The 16,679-nt window shown below is 63.6% G+C and carries 16 protein-coding genes and 1 tRNA gene; 8 read left to right on the forward strand and 9 right to left on the reverse strand.

From position 1 onward, the window contains the following. Positions 1-79: 79 nt before the first annotated feature. Both QZ501_RS06440 and QZ501_RS06445 read right to left on the reverse strand, forming a co-directional pair. Positions 80-697 (reverse strand): outer membrane beta-barrel protein, encoded by a 618-nt coding sequence (locus tag QZ501_RS06440; protein WP_295718142.1) that lies wholly within the window; start codon positions 695-697, stop codon positions 80-82. A gap of 87 nt (positions 698-784) precedes the next feature. Continuing rightward, on the reverse strand, positions 785-1,279 hold the full coding sequence (locus QZ501_RS06445) for a hypothetical protein (protein ID WP_095617465.1): 495 nt from the start codon (positions 1,277-1,279) through the stop codon (positions 785-787). A gap of 83 nt (positions 1,280-1,362) precedes the next feature. Between QZ501_RS06445 and QZ501_RS06450 the strand changes: the two genes are divergently transcribed. Continuing rightward, a complete protein-coding gene (locus QZ501_RS06450; protein ID WP_160898065.1) occupies positions 1,363-2,661 on the forward strand; it encodes a M18 family aminopeptidase in 1,299 nt (432 codons plus the stop codon). A gap of 11 nt (positions 2,662-2,672) precedes the next feature. Here the strand turns inward: QZ501_RS06450 and QZ501_RS06455 are convergent. The 3 genes from QZ501_RS06455 to QZ501_RS06465 form a co-directional block, all read right to left on the reverse strand. Then, positions 2,673-2,748: transfer RNA gene (locus QZ501_RS06455), tRNA-Asn, on the reverse strand. A gap of 20 nt (positions 2,749-2,768) precedes the next feature. Further along, on the reverse strand, positions 2,769-3,806 hold the full coding sequence (locus QZ501_RS06460; RefSeq protein WP_295718146.1) for a lipase secretion chaperone: 1,038 nt from the start codon (positions 3,804-3,806) through the stop codon (positions 2,769-2,771). A 60-nt stretch (positions 3,807-3,866) separates the two neighbouring features. Next, positions 3,867-4,817, reverse strand: a complete 951-nt coding sequence (locus tag QZ501_RS06465) for a triacylglycerol lipase (protein ID WP_151439036.1) — start codon at positions 4,815-4,817, stop codon at positions 3,867-3,869. A 211-nt stretch (positions 4,818-5,028) separates the two neighbouring features. Here QZ501_RS06465 and QZ501_RS06470 point away from each other — a divergent pair, with 211 nt between their 5' ends. After that, the gene (locus QZ501_RS06470) at positions 5,029-6,006 is read left to right on the forward strand and encodes an alpha/beta fold hydrolase (protein ID WP_151439037.1); all 978 of its coding nucleotides are present in this window, start codon (positions 5,029-5,031) and stop codon (positions 6,004-6,006) included. On the opposite strand, the gene QZ501_RS06475 is transcribed toward QZ501_RS06470, so the two are convergent. Then, positions 6,003-6,605, reverse strand: coding sequence for an arylesterase (locus QZ501_RS06475; RefSeq protein ID WP_295718151.1), 603 nt, complete (start codon positions 6,603-6,605; stop codon positions 6,003-6,005). The genes QZ501_RS06470 and QZ501_RS06475 overlap by 4 nt on opposite strands. 110 nt (positions 6,606-6,715) lie before the next feature. On the opposite strand from QZ501_RS06475, the gene QZ501_RS06480 reads away from it, so the two are divergent. The 3 genes from QZ501_RS06480 (at position 6,716) to gabT (ending at position 11,253) form a co-directional block, all read left to right on the forward strand. Next, positions 6,716-7,417 carry an ATP-binding cassette domain-containing protein gene (locus QZ501_RS06480; RefSeq protein ID WP_225741633.1) on the forward strand — a complete coding sequence of 234 codons (702 nt, stop codon included), beginning with the start codon at positions 6,716-6,718 and terminating at the stop codon, positions 7,415-7,417. Continuing rightward, a complete protein-coding gene (locus tag QZ501_RS06485; protein ID WP_160898068.1) occupies positions 7,414-9,900 on the forward strand; it encodes an FtsX-like permease family protein in 2,487 nt (828 codons plus the stop codon). Before QZ501_RS06480 ends, QZ501_RS06485 begins: the two co-directional genes overlap by 4 nt. A gap of 75 nt (positions 9,901-9,975) precedes the next feature. Then, positions 9,976-11,253 carry a 4-aminobutyrate--2-oxoglutarate transaminase gene (gene gabT / locus QZ501_RS06490; RefSeq protein ID WP_095617458.1) on the forward strand — a complete coding sequence of 426 codons (1,278 nt, stop codon included), beginning with the start codon at positions 9,976-9,978 and terminating at the stop codon, positions 11,251-11,253. Between the two features lie 72 nt (positions 11,254-11,325). Here the strand turns inward: gabT and QZ501_RS06495 are convergent, their stop codons facing one another. Next, the gene (locus QZ501_RS06495) at positions 11,326-11,886 is read right to left on the reverse strand and encodes an Hsp20/alpha crystallin family protein (RefSeq protein ID WP_160898069.1); all 561 of its coding nucleotides are present in this window, start codon (positions 11,884-11,886) and stop codon (positions 11,326-11,328) included. A gap of 159 nt (positions 11,887-12,045) precedes the next feature. Here QZ501_RS06495 and QZ501_RS06500 point away from each other — a divergent pair, with 159 nt between their 5' ends. The 3 genes from QZ501_RS06500 to QZ501_RS06510 are packed head-to-tail and all read left to right on the forward strand — an operon-like array spanning position 12,046 to position 14,949. After that, a complete protein-coding gene (locus QZ501_RS06500; protein ID WP_363174681.1) occupies positions 12,046-13,740 on the forward strand; it encodes a carbon starvation protein A in 1,695 nt (564 codons plus the stop codon). After that, positions 13,733-13,993: a cory-CC-star protein gene (locus QZ501_RS06505; RefSeq protein ID WP_095617456.1), complete on the forward strand. Its 261-nt coding sequence runs from the start codon at positions 13,733-13,735 to the stop codon at positions 13,991-13,993. The genes QZ501_RS06500 and QZ501_RS06505 overlap by 8 nt, the downstream gene beginning before the upstream one ends. Then, positions 13,984-14,949, forward strand: a complete 966-nt coding sequence (locus QZ501_RS06510) for an ArsA family ATPase (RefSeq protein WP_192497240.1) — start codon at positions 13,984-13,986, stop codon at positions 14,947-14,949. The genes QZ501_RS06505 and QZ501_RS06510 overlap by 10 nt, the downstream gene beginning before the upstream one ends. On the opposite strand, the gene QZ501_RS06515 is transcribed toward QZ501_RS06510, so the two are convergent. Both QZ501_RS06515 and QZ501_RS06520 read right to left on the reverse strand, forming a co-directional pair. Further along, positions 14,946-16,127 carry an iron-containing alcohol dehydrogenase gene (locus tag QZ501_RS06515; RefSeq protein WP_295718157.1) on the reverse strand — a complete coding sequence of 394 codons (1,182 nt, stop codon included), beginning with the start codon at positions 16,125-16,127 and terminating at the stop codon, positions 14,946-14,948. The genes QZ501_RS06510 and QZ501_RS06515 overlap by 4 nt on opposite strands. Further along, entirely contained in the window at positions 16,124-16,672 is a 549-nt protein-coding gene (locus QZ501_RS06520) for a hypothetical protein (protein ID WP_151439044.1), read from the reverse strand. The genes QZ501_RS06515 and QZ501_RS06520 overlap by 4 nt, the downstream gene beginning before the upstream one ends. Positions 16,673-16,679 lie beyond the last annotated feature (7 nt).

Below are 16,679 nucleotides of genomic sequence, written 5' to 3' on the forward strand. Positions count from 1 at the left end.
GCTGGCGGTGGCGCCGGACGTGCTGGGGATTGATCCCGGGGCGGTCTCGTACGAGTACGTCAGGCGCTGAAGAAGCCGCTCAGAAGTCCAGCCTCAGGCCGACGTTCCACTGGCGGATCCGGATGCTGGTGGTAGTGTCCTGATGCAGTTGGCCGTATTCCACGAACAGGCTGGAATTGCCGATGAAATCCACATCCGTGCCCACCAGCCAGCTGCGGCTCATACTGGTTTCGAGGTAGGGCTCCTCGGTCACGGTCACATTGCCGTCGTCATCCTCACTGGTGCGCGTGGCCGTGGTCTCCACGTGGCTCATGCCGAACTGCGCATAGGCGCGTGAGAACATGGTCCAGTGGTAGTAGACGCCGATGTAGGCGCTGGCGTAGTAGTCGATGTTCAGTTCCAGATCAGCGGTTTCTTCCTCGGGGGAGGGCGCTGCGCCGCCCCTTGCCTCAATCTTGATGTGGTCATTCAGGAACTTGCCGAACACGATGCCCGAGGTGGTGACGGTGGCCTTGCCATTGCCGTCACTGAGGTTCTTGTGCCGGAAGTGCGAGCCGGTTACGCCGAGATAGTACTCGCCGGCCTTGCTTTCAGCTTCCGGCTGCTGGGGGCGCTGTGGTCTCTGCTGGGCCATGGCCGGCAGGCTGGTGACCACCAGGAGCGCGGTGCAGGTCAGGAGAACGGGAATGCGGCGCATAGGCTGGCTTATCCGTGGCGCTGAATTGCCGCGGATTGTCACCCACCTGCAGCGCGCTGTCGTCGAAACCGGTCACAAAGTCCGCGTTCAGCCGGAAGAGTCCGGATCGGTGAGGCCCTCCTCGCGTGCGAGCAGCAGCTGGGCATAGACCGCGTTCTCCGCCACGCTGGCATCCAGCGTCTCGCGCAGGATGATGTCCTGGTAACGGTCATTGAGGCTTTCAAAGCTCTCATGATGGAGCAGGGCGGTCATTGGGGCCAGTTCGAACCCGGCCTGGATGCCCAGGGCCTCGCAGAGGAAGTCCAGCAGCTGATCGTCCGGATCCAGGCCGTCCGAGAACACCGTGGTTTCCCCCAGGTCCTCGTTCATTTCCCGCAGCACATCCACCGGTGCCACGCCCCGGTCGCGGAAGAACTCATCGTCCAGCAGGCGCTCATCCAGGTCCTCTGCCAGCCAATCATCCTCCGGGCGGATGATGACGTACTTGATCCGGCCGTCGCTCAGTGACCAGGCCACGGCGGTGGGGAACAGCTGCGGCCCGTTGTCGTCGTACTCGAATTTGAGAAACTGTGGAATCCGCATGGGGGTGTCATCCTGCGCTATGCTGTGGGAGCCCAATGGTAAACCCGCACACTTTCTGAGGCGAGACGCAGACGGGAGTCCGCATGGAACTGAATACTTTCAATGAGGGCCTGCTCGAGTTCCTGGGGCAGTCTCCAACCCCCTGGCACGCCGTGAGCAACATGGCCGGGATGCTCGACGCCGCTGGATTCCAGCGCCTGGACGAAGGCGACCCCTGGTCCCTGGCGCCGGGGCAGGGCTATTACGTGGTGCGCAATGGGTCGGCGCTGGTGGCATTTCACACCGGCCGGCGATCGCCCGCGGAGGCAGGCTGGCGCATGATGGGCGCGCACACGGACAGCCCCTGCCTGCGCGTGAAACCCAACCCGGAGATCCGCCGGAACGGCTGCCTTCAGCTGGGCGTGGAGGTCTACGGTGGCGCACTGCTCAATCCCTGGTTCGACCGGGATCTATCCATGGCGGGACGGGTGACCTATGAAGACGATCAGGGGCGGAGACGGGATACCCTGGTCGACTTCCGCCGCCCCGTGGTGGTGATTCCCTCGCTGGCGATCCACCTGGACCGGGACGCCAACAGCAGTCGCAGCATCAACAACCAGCAGCACCTGCCCCCGGTTACCCTGCTCACCGCCGAGCACCCGGATACGGATTTTGAGCAGCTGTTGGCGCAGCAGTTACGGGCCGATCAGCCGGGAATCAACCTGCGCCGGATCCTGGAGCATGAGATCTGTCTCTATGATACCCAGGCCCCGGCCCGAGTGGGCATGGCCGGGGAATTCATCACCTCCGCCCGACTGGACAATCTGCTCAGCTGCTGGCTGGGCATGCAGGCGTTGTTGGCCTCGGACGGTACCCAGCCGGCCCTGGCGGTGTTCAATGATCATGAGGAAGTGGGCAGCATGACTGCCGAGGGTGCTCAGGGCCCCCTCCTGGAATCCGTGCTGCAGCGCTGGGTCGGGGGCGAGGATCGGCACCGGGCACTGGCCCGTTCGATGATGATGTCCGTGGATAACGCCCATGCCATCCATCCCAATTACCCGGAGTATTACGATGACGCTCATGGGCCGGTGATGAATGAAGGGCCGGTGATCAAGATCAACCGCAATCAGCGTTACGCCAGCAGTACCCGCACCAGTGGCCTTTTCCGGCACCTGAGTGGTGAACTCGGGGTGCCCTGCCAGACCTTTGTGGTGCGTTCTGACATGGGGTGTGGCAGCACCATCGGTCCACTGACCGCCGCAGGTATCGGGATCAGTACTCTTGATGTGGGGGTCCCCCAGCTTGCCATGCATTCCATCCGGGAGATGGCCGGAAGCCGTGATGCGCACTCGCTCTATCGGGTATTGCGCCGCTACTTTGAACTGGACAGTCTCTGGGACTGAAAGGCGGGAATTGGCTCCCCGAGCTGGGCTCGAACCAGCGACAACCTGATTAACAGTCAGGTGCTCTACCAACTGAGCTATCGGGGAGCTGCAGAAGAGGGCGAATACTACCCATCCTGGCGTGAGGCGTCAATCCGGGACAGGGCCCGGGCACGGCGGCGTTCCGCTTCCGAATCGAAATGCTCTGAACGCAGCCGTTCCAGCGCCCGGCGCAGGTCGGATTCGGTCAGGCTGTCATTGCTCCGGATACGCTGTTTTTCCCGCTGGTAGCGCGCCAGCCGTTGCTGCCACCGGGCACGCTCCTCATCCAGTTCCGCCAGCTGGTCAGCCGCCTCCGCTCCGAGTTCGCGGCTGCGCAGGGCGTGGATCTCGGCGTCACTGGCCCCATCCTCGCGCATCCGGCGCGTCTTCTCACGCAGGGTATTGTAGGTCCGCGAGCGCTCCCGCACCTGCTGGACGTGCTCCGGCAACATCTCTTCGAGATCCCGCAGGCGCTTGCGTTTTTCGTCGGCGCTGAGGTCCGGGTTATTCTCGATCCGCTGGCGGGCCAGCTGATTTTCGATCCGCTGCTGTTCTCGCCCGAAGAAACCCTCGGTCATGGCCTCGCCCAGGTGACTGCGGCGCAGCTGCTTCAGCTGGTTCAGCACGTGCCGGGTCTGCTCCGGGGTCACCTCGCCCATCCGGGTTTCCAGGTTGCCCGCGGCCTCCCGGTAATCCAGGTAGCGGTCGAGCGCCTCCATAACGTCCTCGCGGATCGCCCCGGGCACCTCCCTCTCAACCATGGCCTGGCGCATGCGATCACGCATGGCGGCTTCGTCGTCCTGTGACCGGGTCAGGCCGATGAAAAAGTCCATGAATCGGCGCAGGTCCCGGTCAAAGACCAGGTTGCCGTTCATGTCCACCCTTATGGCCCCGTCAATGGCAATGTTCTTGACGGTGTCATCCAGGGGCAGCGCCTGCTTCGGGGGTTCCCTGGGGGGGCTGTTGCGGTTACCGGCGGTGGCCGGGGTGTCATGCTTGAGGGTCGTCACCGAGCCTGCCGGGGAGGGAGCTTCGGGGCTTTCCGGTGACAGCAGGAAAAGACTGAATCCGAGTGTGGCGATGCCGGCAAAGGCACCCGCCAGGATTCCTTGTCTGATGCCCATGTCAGAGTACTCCTGTGCTCCCGGCCCACAGGGGGCCGGGATGCTCTCTGGGATGCAGGATCAGAGTCCGGCCTGTTGCAGACGGTTGGCCTGTTGGCGGTAGAGCTCGACCGGATCCGCTGCATGGCGGGAGGTGATGCCGAACAGATGGTTCACCGTGTCCAGATGGTTGAGCTCATAACCGACACTGATGACCCTGCCCAGTTTCATACTGCAGGCGGGAACCAGTCCGTCGTTGGGCTCGTCAATGAGGGTGCCGGTCGCCGCCAGCAGAGGATCACTGGCATCCAGAAGGTTGGTCTTCACCGCGTCCCCGCCCCAGGAGTAGTAGCGGATACCGTTTGCTTCCGCGGCACCATCGTTGCCGCAGTACTCCGAGGGAACACCGGCCGGGAAGTCCTGGTTGAAGGCAACGCTGCCCTCAGTGCTCAGTGACTGGATGGCGGCGCCGGTATCCTGGGGCAGACCGCCGCCGGAGGCACCGTCCACGATGCTGAATACAATGTCGCCAAGGCCATCGAGCTCGCCACTGGCCGTCGCGTCCGCCACTGGCGTACCCCAGTTGACGCCGCTCACGCTGGTCGCTGAGGCCACCAGGTCCGGCGCTACACCCGCCACGTAACGCACTGTTGGTCCGCCATGACTGTGACCAATCAGGTTCACCTTCTCGGCGTCGGTGGTGGCGACAATCTCCTGAACCTGGGCCAGAAGCTGTTCGCCACGCACTGCTGTGGAGTTGGCGGCCGAAACCTGTGGCACGTAGACCTCGGCGCCATCCTCGGCAAGCGCTCCGGGGATGCCGTTGAAATAGTCAACAATCCCGAAGAGGTTATCGAAGCCGGAGAGCCCGTGGACCAGCACGATCGGGTGCTGGGTTTCGGTGTAGCCCTGGTCGTCGTTACCCCAGCTGAAGAAGCTGTCGAGTAAGCCGGCACTGGCACTGTGTGCTCCCAGAGTGAGGGCCAGGGCCGTGCCCGTGAGGACCGGTGCGGTATGTTTGCGGAAGGTCATATCGATTTCCTTTTGTTGTTGGTCGATTAACCGTTTGTCAAAATCTGATCCAATCACAAAAAGTCGCGTCACGACATTGTTCGCGAAGGCATCTTTGTTGTTCCGCCCGGACAATGGCCGAACGTTATGTAAACTGGTGACGTGGATCACAGAGTTCAGCGGATCAAAAGCACTTCCGGAGCGGGCGGGCAAGCCGATACACTCGTCTCCCATGACGCAGAAAAACCGCAGTAACGAGCAGTTCCAGCCCCCGGTGTGGCTCCGTAACCCCCATCTGCAGACCGTCTGGCCCACGCTTTTCCGCCGGATCGACTTTGTGCCGGATGCCGCGGAAAGACTGGAGACGCCGGACAATGACTTCCTGGATCTCGACTGGTACCAGCGCGGCAACGGGCGGCTGCTGGTACTCAGCCATGGGTTGGAGGGCTACAGCCGCCGCCCCTACATGCTGGGTATGGTGCAGGCGGCGCTTGCCTGCGGCTGGGACGTGCTGGCCTGGAACTTCCGTTCCTGCAGTGGTGAGATGAATCGCCAGCCCTGCTTCTATCACAGCGGTTCCAGCGACGACCTGTCGCTGGTGGTCGAGCGGGCGCTGGCTGAGTCGCCGGCCTATGACAGCATCGCGCTGGGCGGTTTCAGCATGGGTGGCAACGTCACCCTGGTCTATCTGGGGGAGCGTGGGGCGTCACTGGATCCCCGGATCCGGGGCGCCGCGGTTTTCTCGGTGCCCTGCGATCTGGCGGGCAGCGCCCGCGAACTGGCGAAGCCCGGCAACCGCTTCTACATGAGCCGCTTCATGGATGAGCTGAGAGTCAAGATCCGCGCGAAGCACGAGCTCTATCCCGATCTCATCCCGCTGGAGGGACTGGATCGCATGAAAACCTTTGCAGAGTACGACGATCAGTACACCGCGCCCCTGCACGGATTCCGGGATGCTGAGGACTACTGGTACCGCTGCTCCAGCACCCGATTTCTGGGTGGTGTCCGGGTGCCGGCGCTGATCGTCAACGCGGCGGATGATCCCTTTCTGACCCCCGGAAGCTATCCCCATGCAGAGGTGATGGACAACCACCGGATCAGGCTGGAAGTGCCCCGATACGGCGGCCATGTGGGGTTCGTGGGGGATGAGCGCAACGGGCAGTACTGGTCCGAGTGGCGGGCGATGCGGTTCCTTGAGTCCCTGGACTAGTCCGTTTCCGCCAGCAGCGGCTGCAGCGCCTGCCACACGCGATCCCGTATCAGCGGCTGAGCCTGGGCCGTGGGGTGGATGCCGTCGTCCTGCATCATGCCGTCCCGGTTGTGGATTGCCTCAAGCAGGAAGGGGATGAAGGCCAGATCCTTTTCCTCTGCCAGAGTTTGATACTGCTGGCGGAACGCGTCCGTATAGGCGCGCCCGTAGTTGGGCGGGATCTCGATGCCCACCAGCAGAACCCTCGCACCGTCGGCGCGGATGCGTTCAACCATGCTGGTGAGATTGGCGTGGATGGTAGCCGGGTCCTTGCCACGCAGCCCGTCATTGCCGCCGAGTTCCAGGATGACCAGCTCCGGGGACTGGGACTCCAGCATCCGGTCGATCCGCCGCAGCCCGCCGTCAGTGGTTTCGCCGCTGATGCTGGCATTGACCACGTCCCATTCCGGCGCCTCCTGCGTCATGCGCTCCTCCAGCAGGCTGACCCAGCCGTCCTCTTCAGCCATGCCGTAGGCCGCGCTCAGGCTGTCGCCGTAGACCACCAGGGTGTTCGCCTGGGCCAGCACGGGCAGGAGGGCAGCCATAAGAACCAGCGTCATGGCCCGCAGGAATGAACCGGGCAGGCTTTCGCGCGTATCAAGTGAGGGTATACCGCGCCAAGTGTGGCGATTAGGATTCACAGCTGTCATAGACCAACCGGAGACCATGGGTGAGTGAGGCAACTGACGCAATCATAAGGGCACAGGACCTGAGTCACCAGGTGGAAGTGGGGGCGGAGACGCTGACCCTTCTCAGTGACATCAACCTCAGCGTCGCCGCAGGGGAGTCGGTGGCCATCCTGGGCCGCTCCGGTTCGGGCAAGACCACGCTGCTGGGCCTCCTGGCGGGGCTGGACCTGCCCTCTTCAGGAACCGTGGATCTTGCCGGTGAGCGCATCAGTGCCATGGATGAGGACAGTCGGGCCCGGCATCGCGCCAACCGGGTGGGCTTCGTGTTCCAGTCATTCCAGCTGCTGCCCACCCTGAGTGCCCTGGAAAACGTTCTGCTGCCGCTGGAACTCGGTGATGTACGTGATGCCTCGGGCAGGGCAAAGGAACTGCTGGAGCGTGTGGGGCTGGGCGAGCGCCTGGGCCACACCCCCCGTCAGCTTTCAGGGGGTGAACAGCAGCGCGTGGCGATTGCGCGGGCCTTTGCCGCCAACCCGGCGGTGCTGTTTGCCGATGAGCCCACGGGTAATCTGGACACGACCACGGGGCAGCAGATTGCAGACCTGCTGATGGCGCTCAACGCTGAGCAGGGCACCACCCTGGTGCTGGTGACCCACGACGAGGAGCTGGCCGGGCGCTGCAACAGGCGCATCCGAATGGACGGTGGCAGGCTGCTCGACGCAGCCACGGAGCCTTCCTTATGAGCGGTCTTCACCGGCTCGGGTGGCTCTCGCGGCGGGACTGGCGCCAGCGGGATGTGCGGGTGATGCTGGCCTCGCTCATGGTGGCCGTGGGAATTGTGGCAACCATTGGACTGTTTGCTGACCATCTGCAGCGCACCATCATGACCTCGGCCACCAGCTTCCTGGCCGCGGACCGTCAGCTGGCGTCCTCCCATCCACTGCCGGAGGCTTTCCGGAGCGAGGCGGAGAACAGGGGGCTGGCCACCGCCCGCCAGATCGCGTTTGCCACCATGCTCCAGGGTGGGGAGGGCATGGAACTGGTACGCGTGCGGGCGGTGGATGGCGACTACCCCCTGCGCGGTGAGGTTGAGATCCAGGACGCGCCCGGCGAACCGCGCCGTATGGTGGGTCATGGCCCGCAGGAAGGTGGGATATGGGTGAACTCGCGCCTTCTCCGGCTTCTGGATGTGGCCCCCGGAGACCGCGTCGGCGTCGGCGACGTGCGCCTGCGTATTACCGGTGTTCTGGTGCGCTCCCCGGATGCGGGTTTTGACCTGGCAGCACTGGCGCCGAGGGTGATGATGCATCACGCGGATGTTGAGGCGGCCGGGGTGGTGCAGCCGGGCAGCCGCGTGACCTATCGGGACCTTTACGCCGGTACGGAGTCGCAGCTCAGCGGTTTCCATGAATGGCTGCAACCCCGGCTCAGGGAAGGGCAGCGCTGGCGCAGTGTAGAGGATGGCCAGGCTGGTGTCTCGGATGCGCTGGACCGGGCGGAGCGTTTCCTGCTGCTGGGCGGGAGTCTGGCAGTGCTTCTGGCGGCGGTCGCGGTGGCCGTTGCCAGCCGCCAGTATGCTCTGGGCCAGCGCGACACGGTCGCATTGCTCAAGACCCTGGGGCTGGACGGACGTACCATCGGCCGGCTCTACCTTTTGCGTCTGGGGCTCTGGGGTGTGGTCGGTACAGGCCTCGGCCTGTTGCTCGCGTTGCCGCTGTTCGCGGTTCTGGCCCATATCGCCAACCGCTTTCTCGAGGAGCCGGTGGCCTGGCAGGTGAGCCCGACGGCACTGCTGCCGGCGCTGGTCACCGCCTTCGTGGCCCTGTTCGCCTTTGCCTGGCCGCCCATCCGGCGCCTTCGTGGCGTTACCGCCATGCAGGTGCTGCGGGCGGCACCGGGGGAACAGGGACGCTGGGTAGTACTGGACCTGACGGTTGCGGTGGTCGCCATATTCGGTCTGCTGTGGTTCTACAGCGGTGAAGTCTGGCTGGTGCTGGCGCTGCTGGGGGGGCTGGCTGCGTTGCTGGCGGTGCTGACACTGCTTTCCGCAGGCATCGTCAGCATTCTCGGGCGCATCCGGGGCGGCAATCGCGCCTGGCGTCTGGCACTGGTGGCGCTGTACCGCCACCGGCGCTCCGGGCTGGCCCAGATGTCGGTCTTTGCCATGGTTCTGATGCTGGCGGCGACACTCTTCCTGACCCGCTCCGCGTTGCTGGAGGACTGGCACCGCCAGCTTCCGGAAGATGCGCCCAACCATTTCCTGATCAATATCGCGCCGGAAAAAGTGGAGGCCGTGGGCGACTTCCTCGAAGCGCATGGCATGAGCTTTGAGGCCCTGTACCCCATGGTCCGGGGCCGGCTGGTGCGGATCAATGGCGAGCCGGTGCGCCAGGCCGTCTCCAAACACGACGAGATCGGCGCTCTGAACCGGGACCTGAACCTGACCTGGATGGCAGAGCTGCCTTCGGACAACCGTCTGCAGCGGGGGCAGTGGTGGGATGACACCGGTGGCGAGGGCGTCTCGGTTGAGGCTGAGCTGTTCGAGGAAATGGGGCTGTCGATGGGCGATGAGCTGACGTTCCGGATCGGGGGACAGCAGGTCACGGCGCCGGTACGCAGTGTGCGCAGTGTGCAGTGGGAGAGCATGCGGCCGAACTTCTTCATGGTGTTCGCGCCGGGCAAGCTGGATAACCTCTCTGCCACCTGGCTGACCAGCTTCCACCTGGAGGAGGGGCGCAAGGATCTGCTCAATGAGCTGGGTCGGCAGTTTCCGGCAGTGTCGATCCTGGAGGTGGACCACTTCATCGAGCGCATCCGGAGCATCATCGCCCAGGTGACACGGGCCATGGAGGCCCTGTTGAGCATGATCCTGGTGTCAGCGCTGCTGGTGATGGCGGCCGTGGTCAGTGCCACCCTGGGCGCACGCCAGCGCGAGGGCGCCCTTCTGCGGACTCTGGGCGCGCGGCGGGGGTTGCTGGTGGGGAGCAGCATGCTGGAGTTCGCACTCATGGGGTTGATCGCAGGGTTTCTCGGGGTGCTGGCAGCGGAGCTGGCAGTGTGGGCGCTGCAGTACCGGCTGTTCGAGGGCAGCTTCCGGCTGCACGCGGAGCTCTGGCTGGTGCTTCCGGCGGTCAGCGCTCTGGTCCTGGCCCTGATGGGGCGCTGGCAGCTGTCACCGGTGCTTAACGTCTCGCCCATGCTGCTGTTACGCCGACTGGAAGACTGAGCCCGTGGAAAAACGGCGGGCGAGCCTGCATACTATCAGGGTTCCTATCCCCAAATTCCCGGAGGGAGAGATTCGATGAACAACGAGCAGCTTCAGGCTCTGAAGGAGAAATACGTTGCCGCTGGCGGTGCCAGCCCCAACAAGCAGTTCGCCGATCACGCGGAAAACGCCGTGCTCTGGGACGCGGACGGCAAGCGCATGATTGACTTTGCCGGGGGCATCGGCGTCCTCAACCTGGGGCATCGCCATCCCCGGGTGGTTGAAGCGGTCAAGGGCCAGCTCGACAAGCTGATGCATACCTGCCAGACCGTCATGCCCTACGCTCCCTACGTGCAGCTGGCCGAGAAGCTGAGCAACATCGTGCCGGTGCGCGGCCATGGCAAGGTCTTTCTGGCCAACTCCGGAGCCGAAGCCCTGGAAAACGCCGTCAAGATCGCGCGCTCCAGTACTGGGCGCAGCAACGTCATCTGCTTTACCGGCGGCTATCACGGTCGGACCTTCATGACCATGGCGATGAACGGCAAGGTCCACCCCTACCAGACCGATTTCGGCCCCATGCCGGGTGGTGTCTTCCGGGCGCCCTATCCAGTGCCCTATCACGGTGTGAGCGAGGAAGAAGCCCTACGCGGCCTCGAGGCCACCTTCAAGGCGGACTCCGCGCCCCAGCACACTGCTGCCATCGTTATTGAGCCGGTTCTGGGCGAGGGCGGTTTCTACGCCGCGTCGCCGGAGTTCCTGCAGAAGATCCGCTCCATCTGTGATGAGCACGGTATCCGCATGATCGTGGACGAGGTCCAGTCCGGTTTCGGCCGTACCGGCAAGATGTTCGCCATCGAGCACAGTGGTGTTGAGCCGGACATGATGACCATGGCCAAGAGCATGGCCGACGGCATGCCGATCTCCGCCGTGGTGGGAACCGACCACATCATGGACAGCTCCGGCGGCAACTCCCTGGGGGGCACCTACACCGGTAACCCCCTGGCGTGCGCGGCGGCCAACGCGGCTATTGATGTGTTTGAGGAAGAGGACATCCTTGGCAAGAGCCGTGCCCTGGGCGCGCGCCTCGAGGAGCGCTTCAACGACTGGCACCGCCGTTTCCCGCACGTGGACAACGTGCGCCGTGTCGGCGCCATGGCAGCTTTCGAACTGGTGAAGAGCCGCGACAGCCACGAGCCTGATGCCGAGATGGCGGCTGCCATCGTGGGCAAGGTCAAGGAGAAGGGCCTGATCCTGTTGAGCTGTGGCATGTATGGCAACACGCTGCGGTTCCTGATGCCGGTGACCATTGAGAACGAGGTTCTCGAGGAAGGTCTGGGCATGATCGAGGAGGCGCTGGCCGAAGTTCACGGCTGAGCACCTGCTCCAGGATCGTAAAAAAGGGGCTCCCACGGGAGCCCCTTTGTCGTTGCGGATCCTGTGCCCGCGTTACTCCACTTCGATCCGCCGCGAACTTCCGGCCTGTTCCGGATCACGGCCAATGGTGATGGTCAGTACACCGTTGCGGAACTTCGCCCGGAGGTCATCGGCTCTGGCGTCCGCGGGGAGATCCAGGATCCGCTGGAAGGCGCCGTAGCGGCGCTCGACGAAATGGTAGTTGTCGTCGCTGTCGTCCCGTTCCTGTTGTTTCTCACCCCGGATGACGAGGGCGTCACCCTCCAACTCGACTTTCACGTCATCCTTTTCAACACCGGGCATATCCACGTGCAGTGTGTAGTGTCTGTCGCTCTCCTTGATGTCCACCGACGGCCGGAAGAAATCCTCCGTGATGCCGCCACCCAGCGCTGGCCACTGGGAAAGGCCGAACTGGCGGTAGAAATCATCAAAGAGCCGGTCCATCCGGTCGTGCAGGCTTGTGACCGGATCACTGCTTACGGGCTGTGACCCGCCTTCCCGGGTGGCCGGTACAGCGTTCATGTTCTGTTGTTCACGGGCCTGCTCCTGTTCCTTGCGGAACCAGTTCCACGGGGAGATCTTTTTCAGGTCCATAGCATCACCTCCTCCGGTAGATTCATCATGACCTTCTATTCCTTTAGATGTGGGGCGGAAACGGTGGTTTCAAGAGGCGGCCTGTACACCCGCCGCCTCAGCGGTTAAGGTTTCAGACCGTCTTGTAACGCCACTCACTGGGCACCGCAGGAGGATTCCGTGACAAGCTGGCTGATGGCATTGATGGCGTTCGCCGTCTTTTTCCTGGGTTACCGCTATTATTCCCGTTTTCTTGCTGAACGGCTTTTTCAGCTGAGCCCGGACTACCGGACTCCGGCGCGTCGCTATGAAGACAGTGTGGATTTCGTCCCGACCAACAAGTTCATCCTCTGGGGCCATCACTTCACGTCCGTGGCGGGTGCCGCGCCCATCATCGGGCCCGCCATTGCGATGATCTGGGGCTGGGGGCCGGCCCTCGCGTGGGTGTTGATCGGCACGGTGTTCATGGCCGGCATCCATGACTTCGGTACGCTCTGGGCATCCGTCCGCAACCGGGGCCAGTCGGTGGGTGTGATTGCCCGCAATGTCATCAGCCCGCGTGCGCTGATGCTGTTCCTTCTGATCATCTTCTTCCTGCTGTTGATGGTGAATGCGGTCTTTGCCGTGGCCATCGGCACGCTGTTCTCCACCTTCCCGGAGAGTGTGCTGCCGTACTGGCTGCAGATTCCGATCGCCATCACCATCGGTGTCCTGGTCTATCGTCGCAACTGGCACATCCTGATGCCGTCGCTGGCTGGGCTCATCCTGCTGCTGTTCCTGGTCTACGCCGGCACACTCGCACCGCTGGGGCTGCCCGAGCAGATGGGGGGCTATTCCAGCACCGCCTGGTGGGTGCTGATCATGCTGGGTTACGGCGCTATTGCCTCGCGCCTGCCGGTCTGGCTGCTGCTTCAGCCCAGGGACTTCATCAACTCGCATCTGCTGTTCATCTGCCTCGCGCTGGTCTATCTGGGGGTGTTCATCGGGCAGCCCGAGATTGTTGCGCCGATGTACAACACGGCCGTTCCCGATGATGCGCCACCGCTGCTGCCGCTGCTGTTCGTGACCATCGCCTGTGGTGCGATTTCCGGGTTCCACGGTCTGGTCAGTTCCGGTACCTCCTCCAAACAGCTGGCGCACGAGACGGATGCCCGGTTCGTGGGCTACCTGGGGTCCACAGGCGAGGGGCTGCTGGCGGTTGCGGCCATCCTGGCAACGGCTGCCGGCTTTGCCACCGTTGGGGACTGGAACGAGCATTACGGTTCATGGGCCGAGGCCAGCAGCCAGGGGATTGCGGCTTTCGTGGAAGGGGCCGGTAACCATGTGAACCAGCTTGGTATTCCCGTGGAAGTGGCGACCACCTTCATGTCCATGATGGTGGTGGCATTCGCTGCGACCACCCTGGATACCAGCATGCGCCTGCAGCGGTTCATCCTGGGTGAAATCGGTCGCCAGTACCGGATGCCAGCCCTGGGCAACATCAACTTTGCGACCGTTCTGGTTTTCCTGAGCTGTGCTGCGTTGGCGTTCTTCGCCGATCCCTCGAATCCAGGGGCCGGGGGTATGGTGCTCTGGCCGCTGTTCGGCACCACCAACCAGCTCACAGCCGGACTGTCGCTGCTGGTCCTGACGCTCATCCTCTGGCACCTGAAGCGTCCCATCATCTACAGCCTGGTGCCGTTCCTGTTTGTGGGCGTGATGACCATCTGGAGCATGATCATCAATATCGGCACCTACCTGCGGGAGGGCAACATGCTGCTGGTGGTGATCGGTGGTTTGATCTTCGTGCTCAACATCTGGCTGATTCTGGAAGGGCTCAACGCGGTGCGCCAGAAGCGCGATCCCTCCGAACTGCTGGATACGGACAATGATTAGGGAAGGGCTGCGGCGCCTGTTCGCGTTCTACGACGAGATGTACCAGGCGCCGTATCGCCGGATTGAACGCCGTGCCCAGCGCCGCAGGGACGATCTGTTCCGGCTCATGGTGCTGTCCGAGTCACTGGGCGTGCCCAATCCCGCGGCCTTCTACACCCTTGAACTGGTGCCCTTCATGCTGGAGGACTTCCATGAATGGCACCAGCGCATGGGGATGGAGCATTCCCCGCTGGAGGGCTTCCGTTGCTGCTAGGGCGCCTCTTCGGCCGTAAAGCCGCACCGGTGGATACCGGCGAGGGCGCGCGGCTGGTGTTCTTCGGTGGCAAGGGGGGCGTGGGCAAGACCACCTGTGCTTCCGCTTATGCCCTTGCCAGGGGGCGTGAAGGGGAAAGGGTGCTGGTCATTTCCACGGATCCGGCCCACTCCCTGGGGGATCTATGGTTGGTCTCCCTGGGACCATCGCCCAAGCGGGTAGCCGAAGGCGTGGAAGCGCTGGAGCTGGATCCTGCTAAGGCCCTTGAGAATTACATCAGCCAGGTGCGTGAGAACCTGCGCGACCTGGCCAGCCCGGAGGTGCGCGAGGCGGCGGAACGCCAGGCCTCGCTTGCGGCCGGGGCCCCGGGGGCCGAGGAGGCGGCCCTGCTGGATGAACTGGTGCGCCTGACCCTTGGGAATGAGAGCCGGTACGACCGGATCGTGTTCGATACCGCGCCCACGGGCCATACGCTTCAACTGTTGCAGTTGCCGGAGGTCATGCGCACCTGGACGGAGGCGCTGCTGGAAAAACGCCGGGAGGCGGTGGATACCAGCAGTGCGCTGCAGGGGTCGGAGGGAAGCCCCGAAGATCGGGCCGCGCGGATTCTGGCGGAGCGCCGGGATCGCTACATGGCGATGCGGGATCGCCTGAGGGATCCGAATCGGACCCGCTTCATTCCGGTCCTTAATCCGGATCGCCTGTCACGGGAGGAAACCCGTCGCATGGTGGCGACCCTGGAAGAGGTGAATGTCCGGGTGGATACGCTCATCCTCAACCGGGTCCTGCCTGAAAGCGCGGACGGCGATTTTGCCCGCCGGCGCCGCGAGTCCGAAGCGGATCACATCGCGGCGACACGTCAGGCCTTTCCCGGCATGACCCTGATCCAGCTGCCCCTGAATGCGGCTGACGTGAGCCGTGACCAGGGGCTTGAGGAACTGGCCGGGGCGCTTTAGGCCCAGGCCTTTTCCAGCACCGCACGGGCATCCTCGAGCGAGGCTTCCTTCGGATTGAACATGATGGAGCCGTCGTCGATGGTCATCTGCGCAATCCGGTCCAGCTGGCTCTTCTCGACCTTGCCGGCTTCCTGGAGGGTGCGCGGCAGCCCACAGTGGCGATGGAGGTCGTCACGCAGCTTGCGGATGGTCGCAATGGACTCCTCGGCACGCTGGCTCTTGGGCGTCATGGCGTAGATCTCGGGGCCGGCCAGGTGCAGCAGCAGCTCGCTCAGCGGCTCACGGATCTCTTCCAGGTTGTATTCCAGCACGTAGGGCAGGAACAGGCTCATGCACAGCCCGTGGGGCAGGTGGCAGGCCGCGCCCAGTGAGTGGCCAAGGGCATGGACCAGACCAACCATGGAGTTCGAGAAGGCAATCCCCGCCATGGTGGAGGCCTGGGCCAGCTCCAGGCGGCGCTCGGCGTCGTCCGGCTTTTCCATGACCTTGAGCAGGTTGTTGCTGATCTTCCTGATGGCTGCCGCCGCGTAGGCGTCACTCAGCGGGTTCTTGGCGAGACAGGTGAAGGCCTCCACCGAGTGGGTCATGGCATCCATACCCGTGGCCGCCGTGATCTGCGGGGGCAGGGTGAGCGTCATGCGCGGATCGAGCACCGCCGCGTCCGGAAGCATGAAGCCGGAGGCAAAGGGCAGCTTGACCTCTTTCTCGGTATCCGCGATCACGGCCACGTTGGTGACCTCGGAACCCGTGCCGGCCGTGGTCGGGATCACGAAGAATGGCTTGAGCGGGCGCTTGAGCACGCCGGAACCGGCGTACTGGGCAATGTCATCACCGCCTTCGGAGACCAGGATGTTCACCGCCTTGGCCGTGTCGATTGGCGAGCCGCCGCCGATGGCGAGAATCCCGTCGCACTTCTGTTTGCGGTATTCCTTCGCGATCGCAGTGACCGTCTGCTTGGAGGAGTCAGCGGGCACGTCGTCATAGACTACGGTGATGTCCATGCCGCCTTCCTCGCAGGCAGCCAGGACCTTGTCCAGAAGGCCTGCGTTACGCACTCCCTTGTCGGTGACCACCATGGGCCGCTCCACAGCGCGGGAGCTGAACTCGTAGGGCAGGTGTTCGAGTGCTGCCTGGCCGGCGATGACCTTGACCGGGCAGAAGAATTCGTAATAGCTCATGATGACCTCACCGTGTCCACAAAATTCATTGCCACTTTCAGATAGATGCGGGCCGCGCTGAAGACTTTCTCAGGCAGGCCCAGATTATCCGGGTATTCCTTGACCGCGCGGGAGGCAACCAGCCGCGGCAGGATGAAGGTCTCGAGGCGGTTGAGTACACGCGTCATGCGCACCGCGTAGCCCAGGTCGCCATCCACCAGCATGCGGTCATTGGCGAAGGACTGGGCGGTTTTCTCCTGGAACGACAGGACCAGAAAAGCGTGATGCAGGTGCTTGAACTGGATGCTCAGGTCGGGCCTCTGGGCCACGCTGCCGCCCAGATACTGGAGGCTGCCGTCGCGCTGCTTGCGGATGAACAAAGCCGGGCCCTTCGGCATGACCTGCATCGAGAAGAGGAAGCCATCCGGAAGGACGGCCACTTCGCCACGGACTTCATCGTCCACCTGGCTGATCGCTTCCAGCGAGCGGCCAACAACATCCAGCATCAGCTGGACATAGGTACGCTTGGCCTGGGAGGCCAAGGGTCTCAGACGTTCTCGGATCATGATGGTC

Origin of the sequence: uncultured Halovibrio sp. (assembly GCF_913056445.1) — a bacterium.
GTDB classification, from domain to species: Bacteria; Pseudomonadota; Gammaproteobacteria; order Pseudomonadales; family Oleiphilaceae; genus Halospina; species Halospina utahensis_B.

Bases quoted from the DNA above. Each gene is read 5' to 3' on its own strand.
- QZ501_RS06440 (WP_295718142.1), bottom strand. From the start codon at position 697: ATGCGCCGCATTCCCGTTCTCCTGACCTGCACCGCGCTCCTGGTGGTC.
- QZ501_RS06445 (WP_095617465.1), bottom strand. From the start codon at position 1,279: ATGCGGATTCCACAGTTTCTCAAATTCGAGTACGACGACAACGGGCCG.
- QZ501_RS06450 (WP_160898065.1), top strand. From the start codon at position 1,363: ATGGAACTGAATACTTTCAATGAGGGCCTGCTCGAGTTCCTGGGGCAG.
- QZ501_RS06460 (WP_295718146.1), bottom strand. From the start codon at position 3,806: ATGGGCATCAGACAAGGAATCCTGGCGGGTGCCTTTGCCGGCATCGCC.
- QZ501_RS06465 (WP_151439036.1), bottom strand. From the start codon at position 4,817: ATGACCTTCCGCAAACATACCGCACCGGTCCTCACGGGCACGGCCCTG.
- QZ501_RS06470 (WP_151439037.1), top strand. From the start codon at position 5,029: ATGACGCAGAAAAACCGCAGTAACGAGCAGTTCCAGCCCCCGGTGTGG.
- QZ501_RS06475 (WP_295718151.1), bottom strand. From the start codon at position 6,605: ATGACGCTGGTTCTTATGGCTGCCCTCCTGCCCGTGCTGGCCCAGGCG.
- QZ501_RS06485 (WP_160898068.1), top strand. From the start codon at position 7,414: ATGAGCGGTCTTCACCGGCTCGGGTGGCTCTCGCGGCGGGACTGGCGC.
- gabT (WP_095617458.1), top strand. From the start codon at position 9,976: ATGAACAACGAGCAGCTTCAGGCTCTGAAGGAGAAATACGTTGCCGCT.
- QZ501_RS06495 (WP_160898069.1), bottom strand. From the start codon at position 11,886: ATGGACCTGAAAAAGATCTCCCCGTGGAACTGGTTCCGCAAGGAACAG.
- QZ501_RS06505 (WP_095617456.1), top strand. From the start codon at position 13,733: ATGATTAGGGAAGGGCTGCGGCGCCTGTTCGCGTTCTACGACGAGATG.
- QZ501_RS06515 (WP_295718157.1), bottom strand. From the start codon at position 16,127: ATGAGCTATTACGAATTCTTCTGCCCGGTCAAGGTCATCGCCGGCCAG.
- QZ501_RS06520 (WP_151439044.1), bottom strand. From the start codon at position 16,672: ATGATCCGAGAACGTCTGAGACCCTTGGCCTCCCAGGCCAAGCGTACC.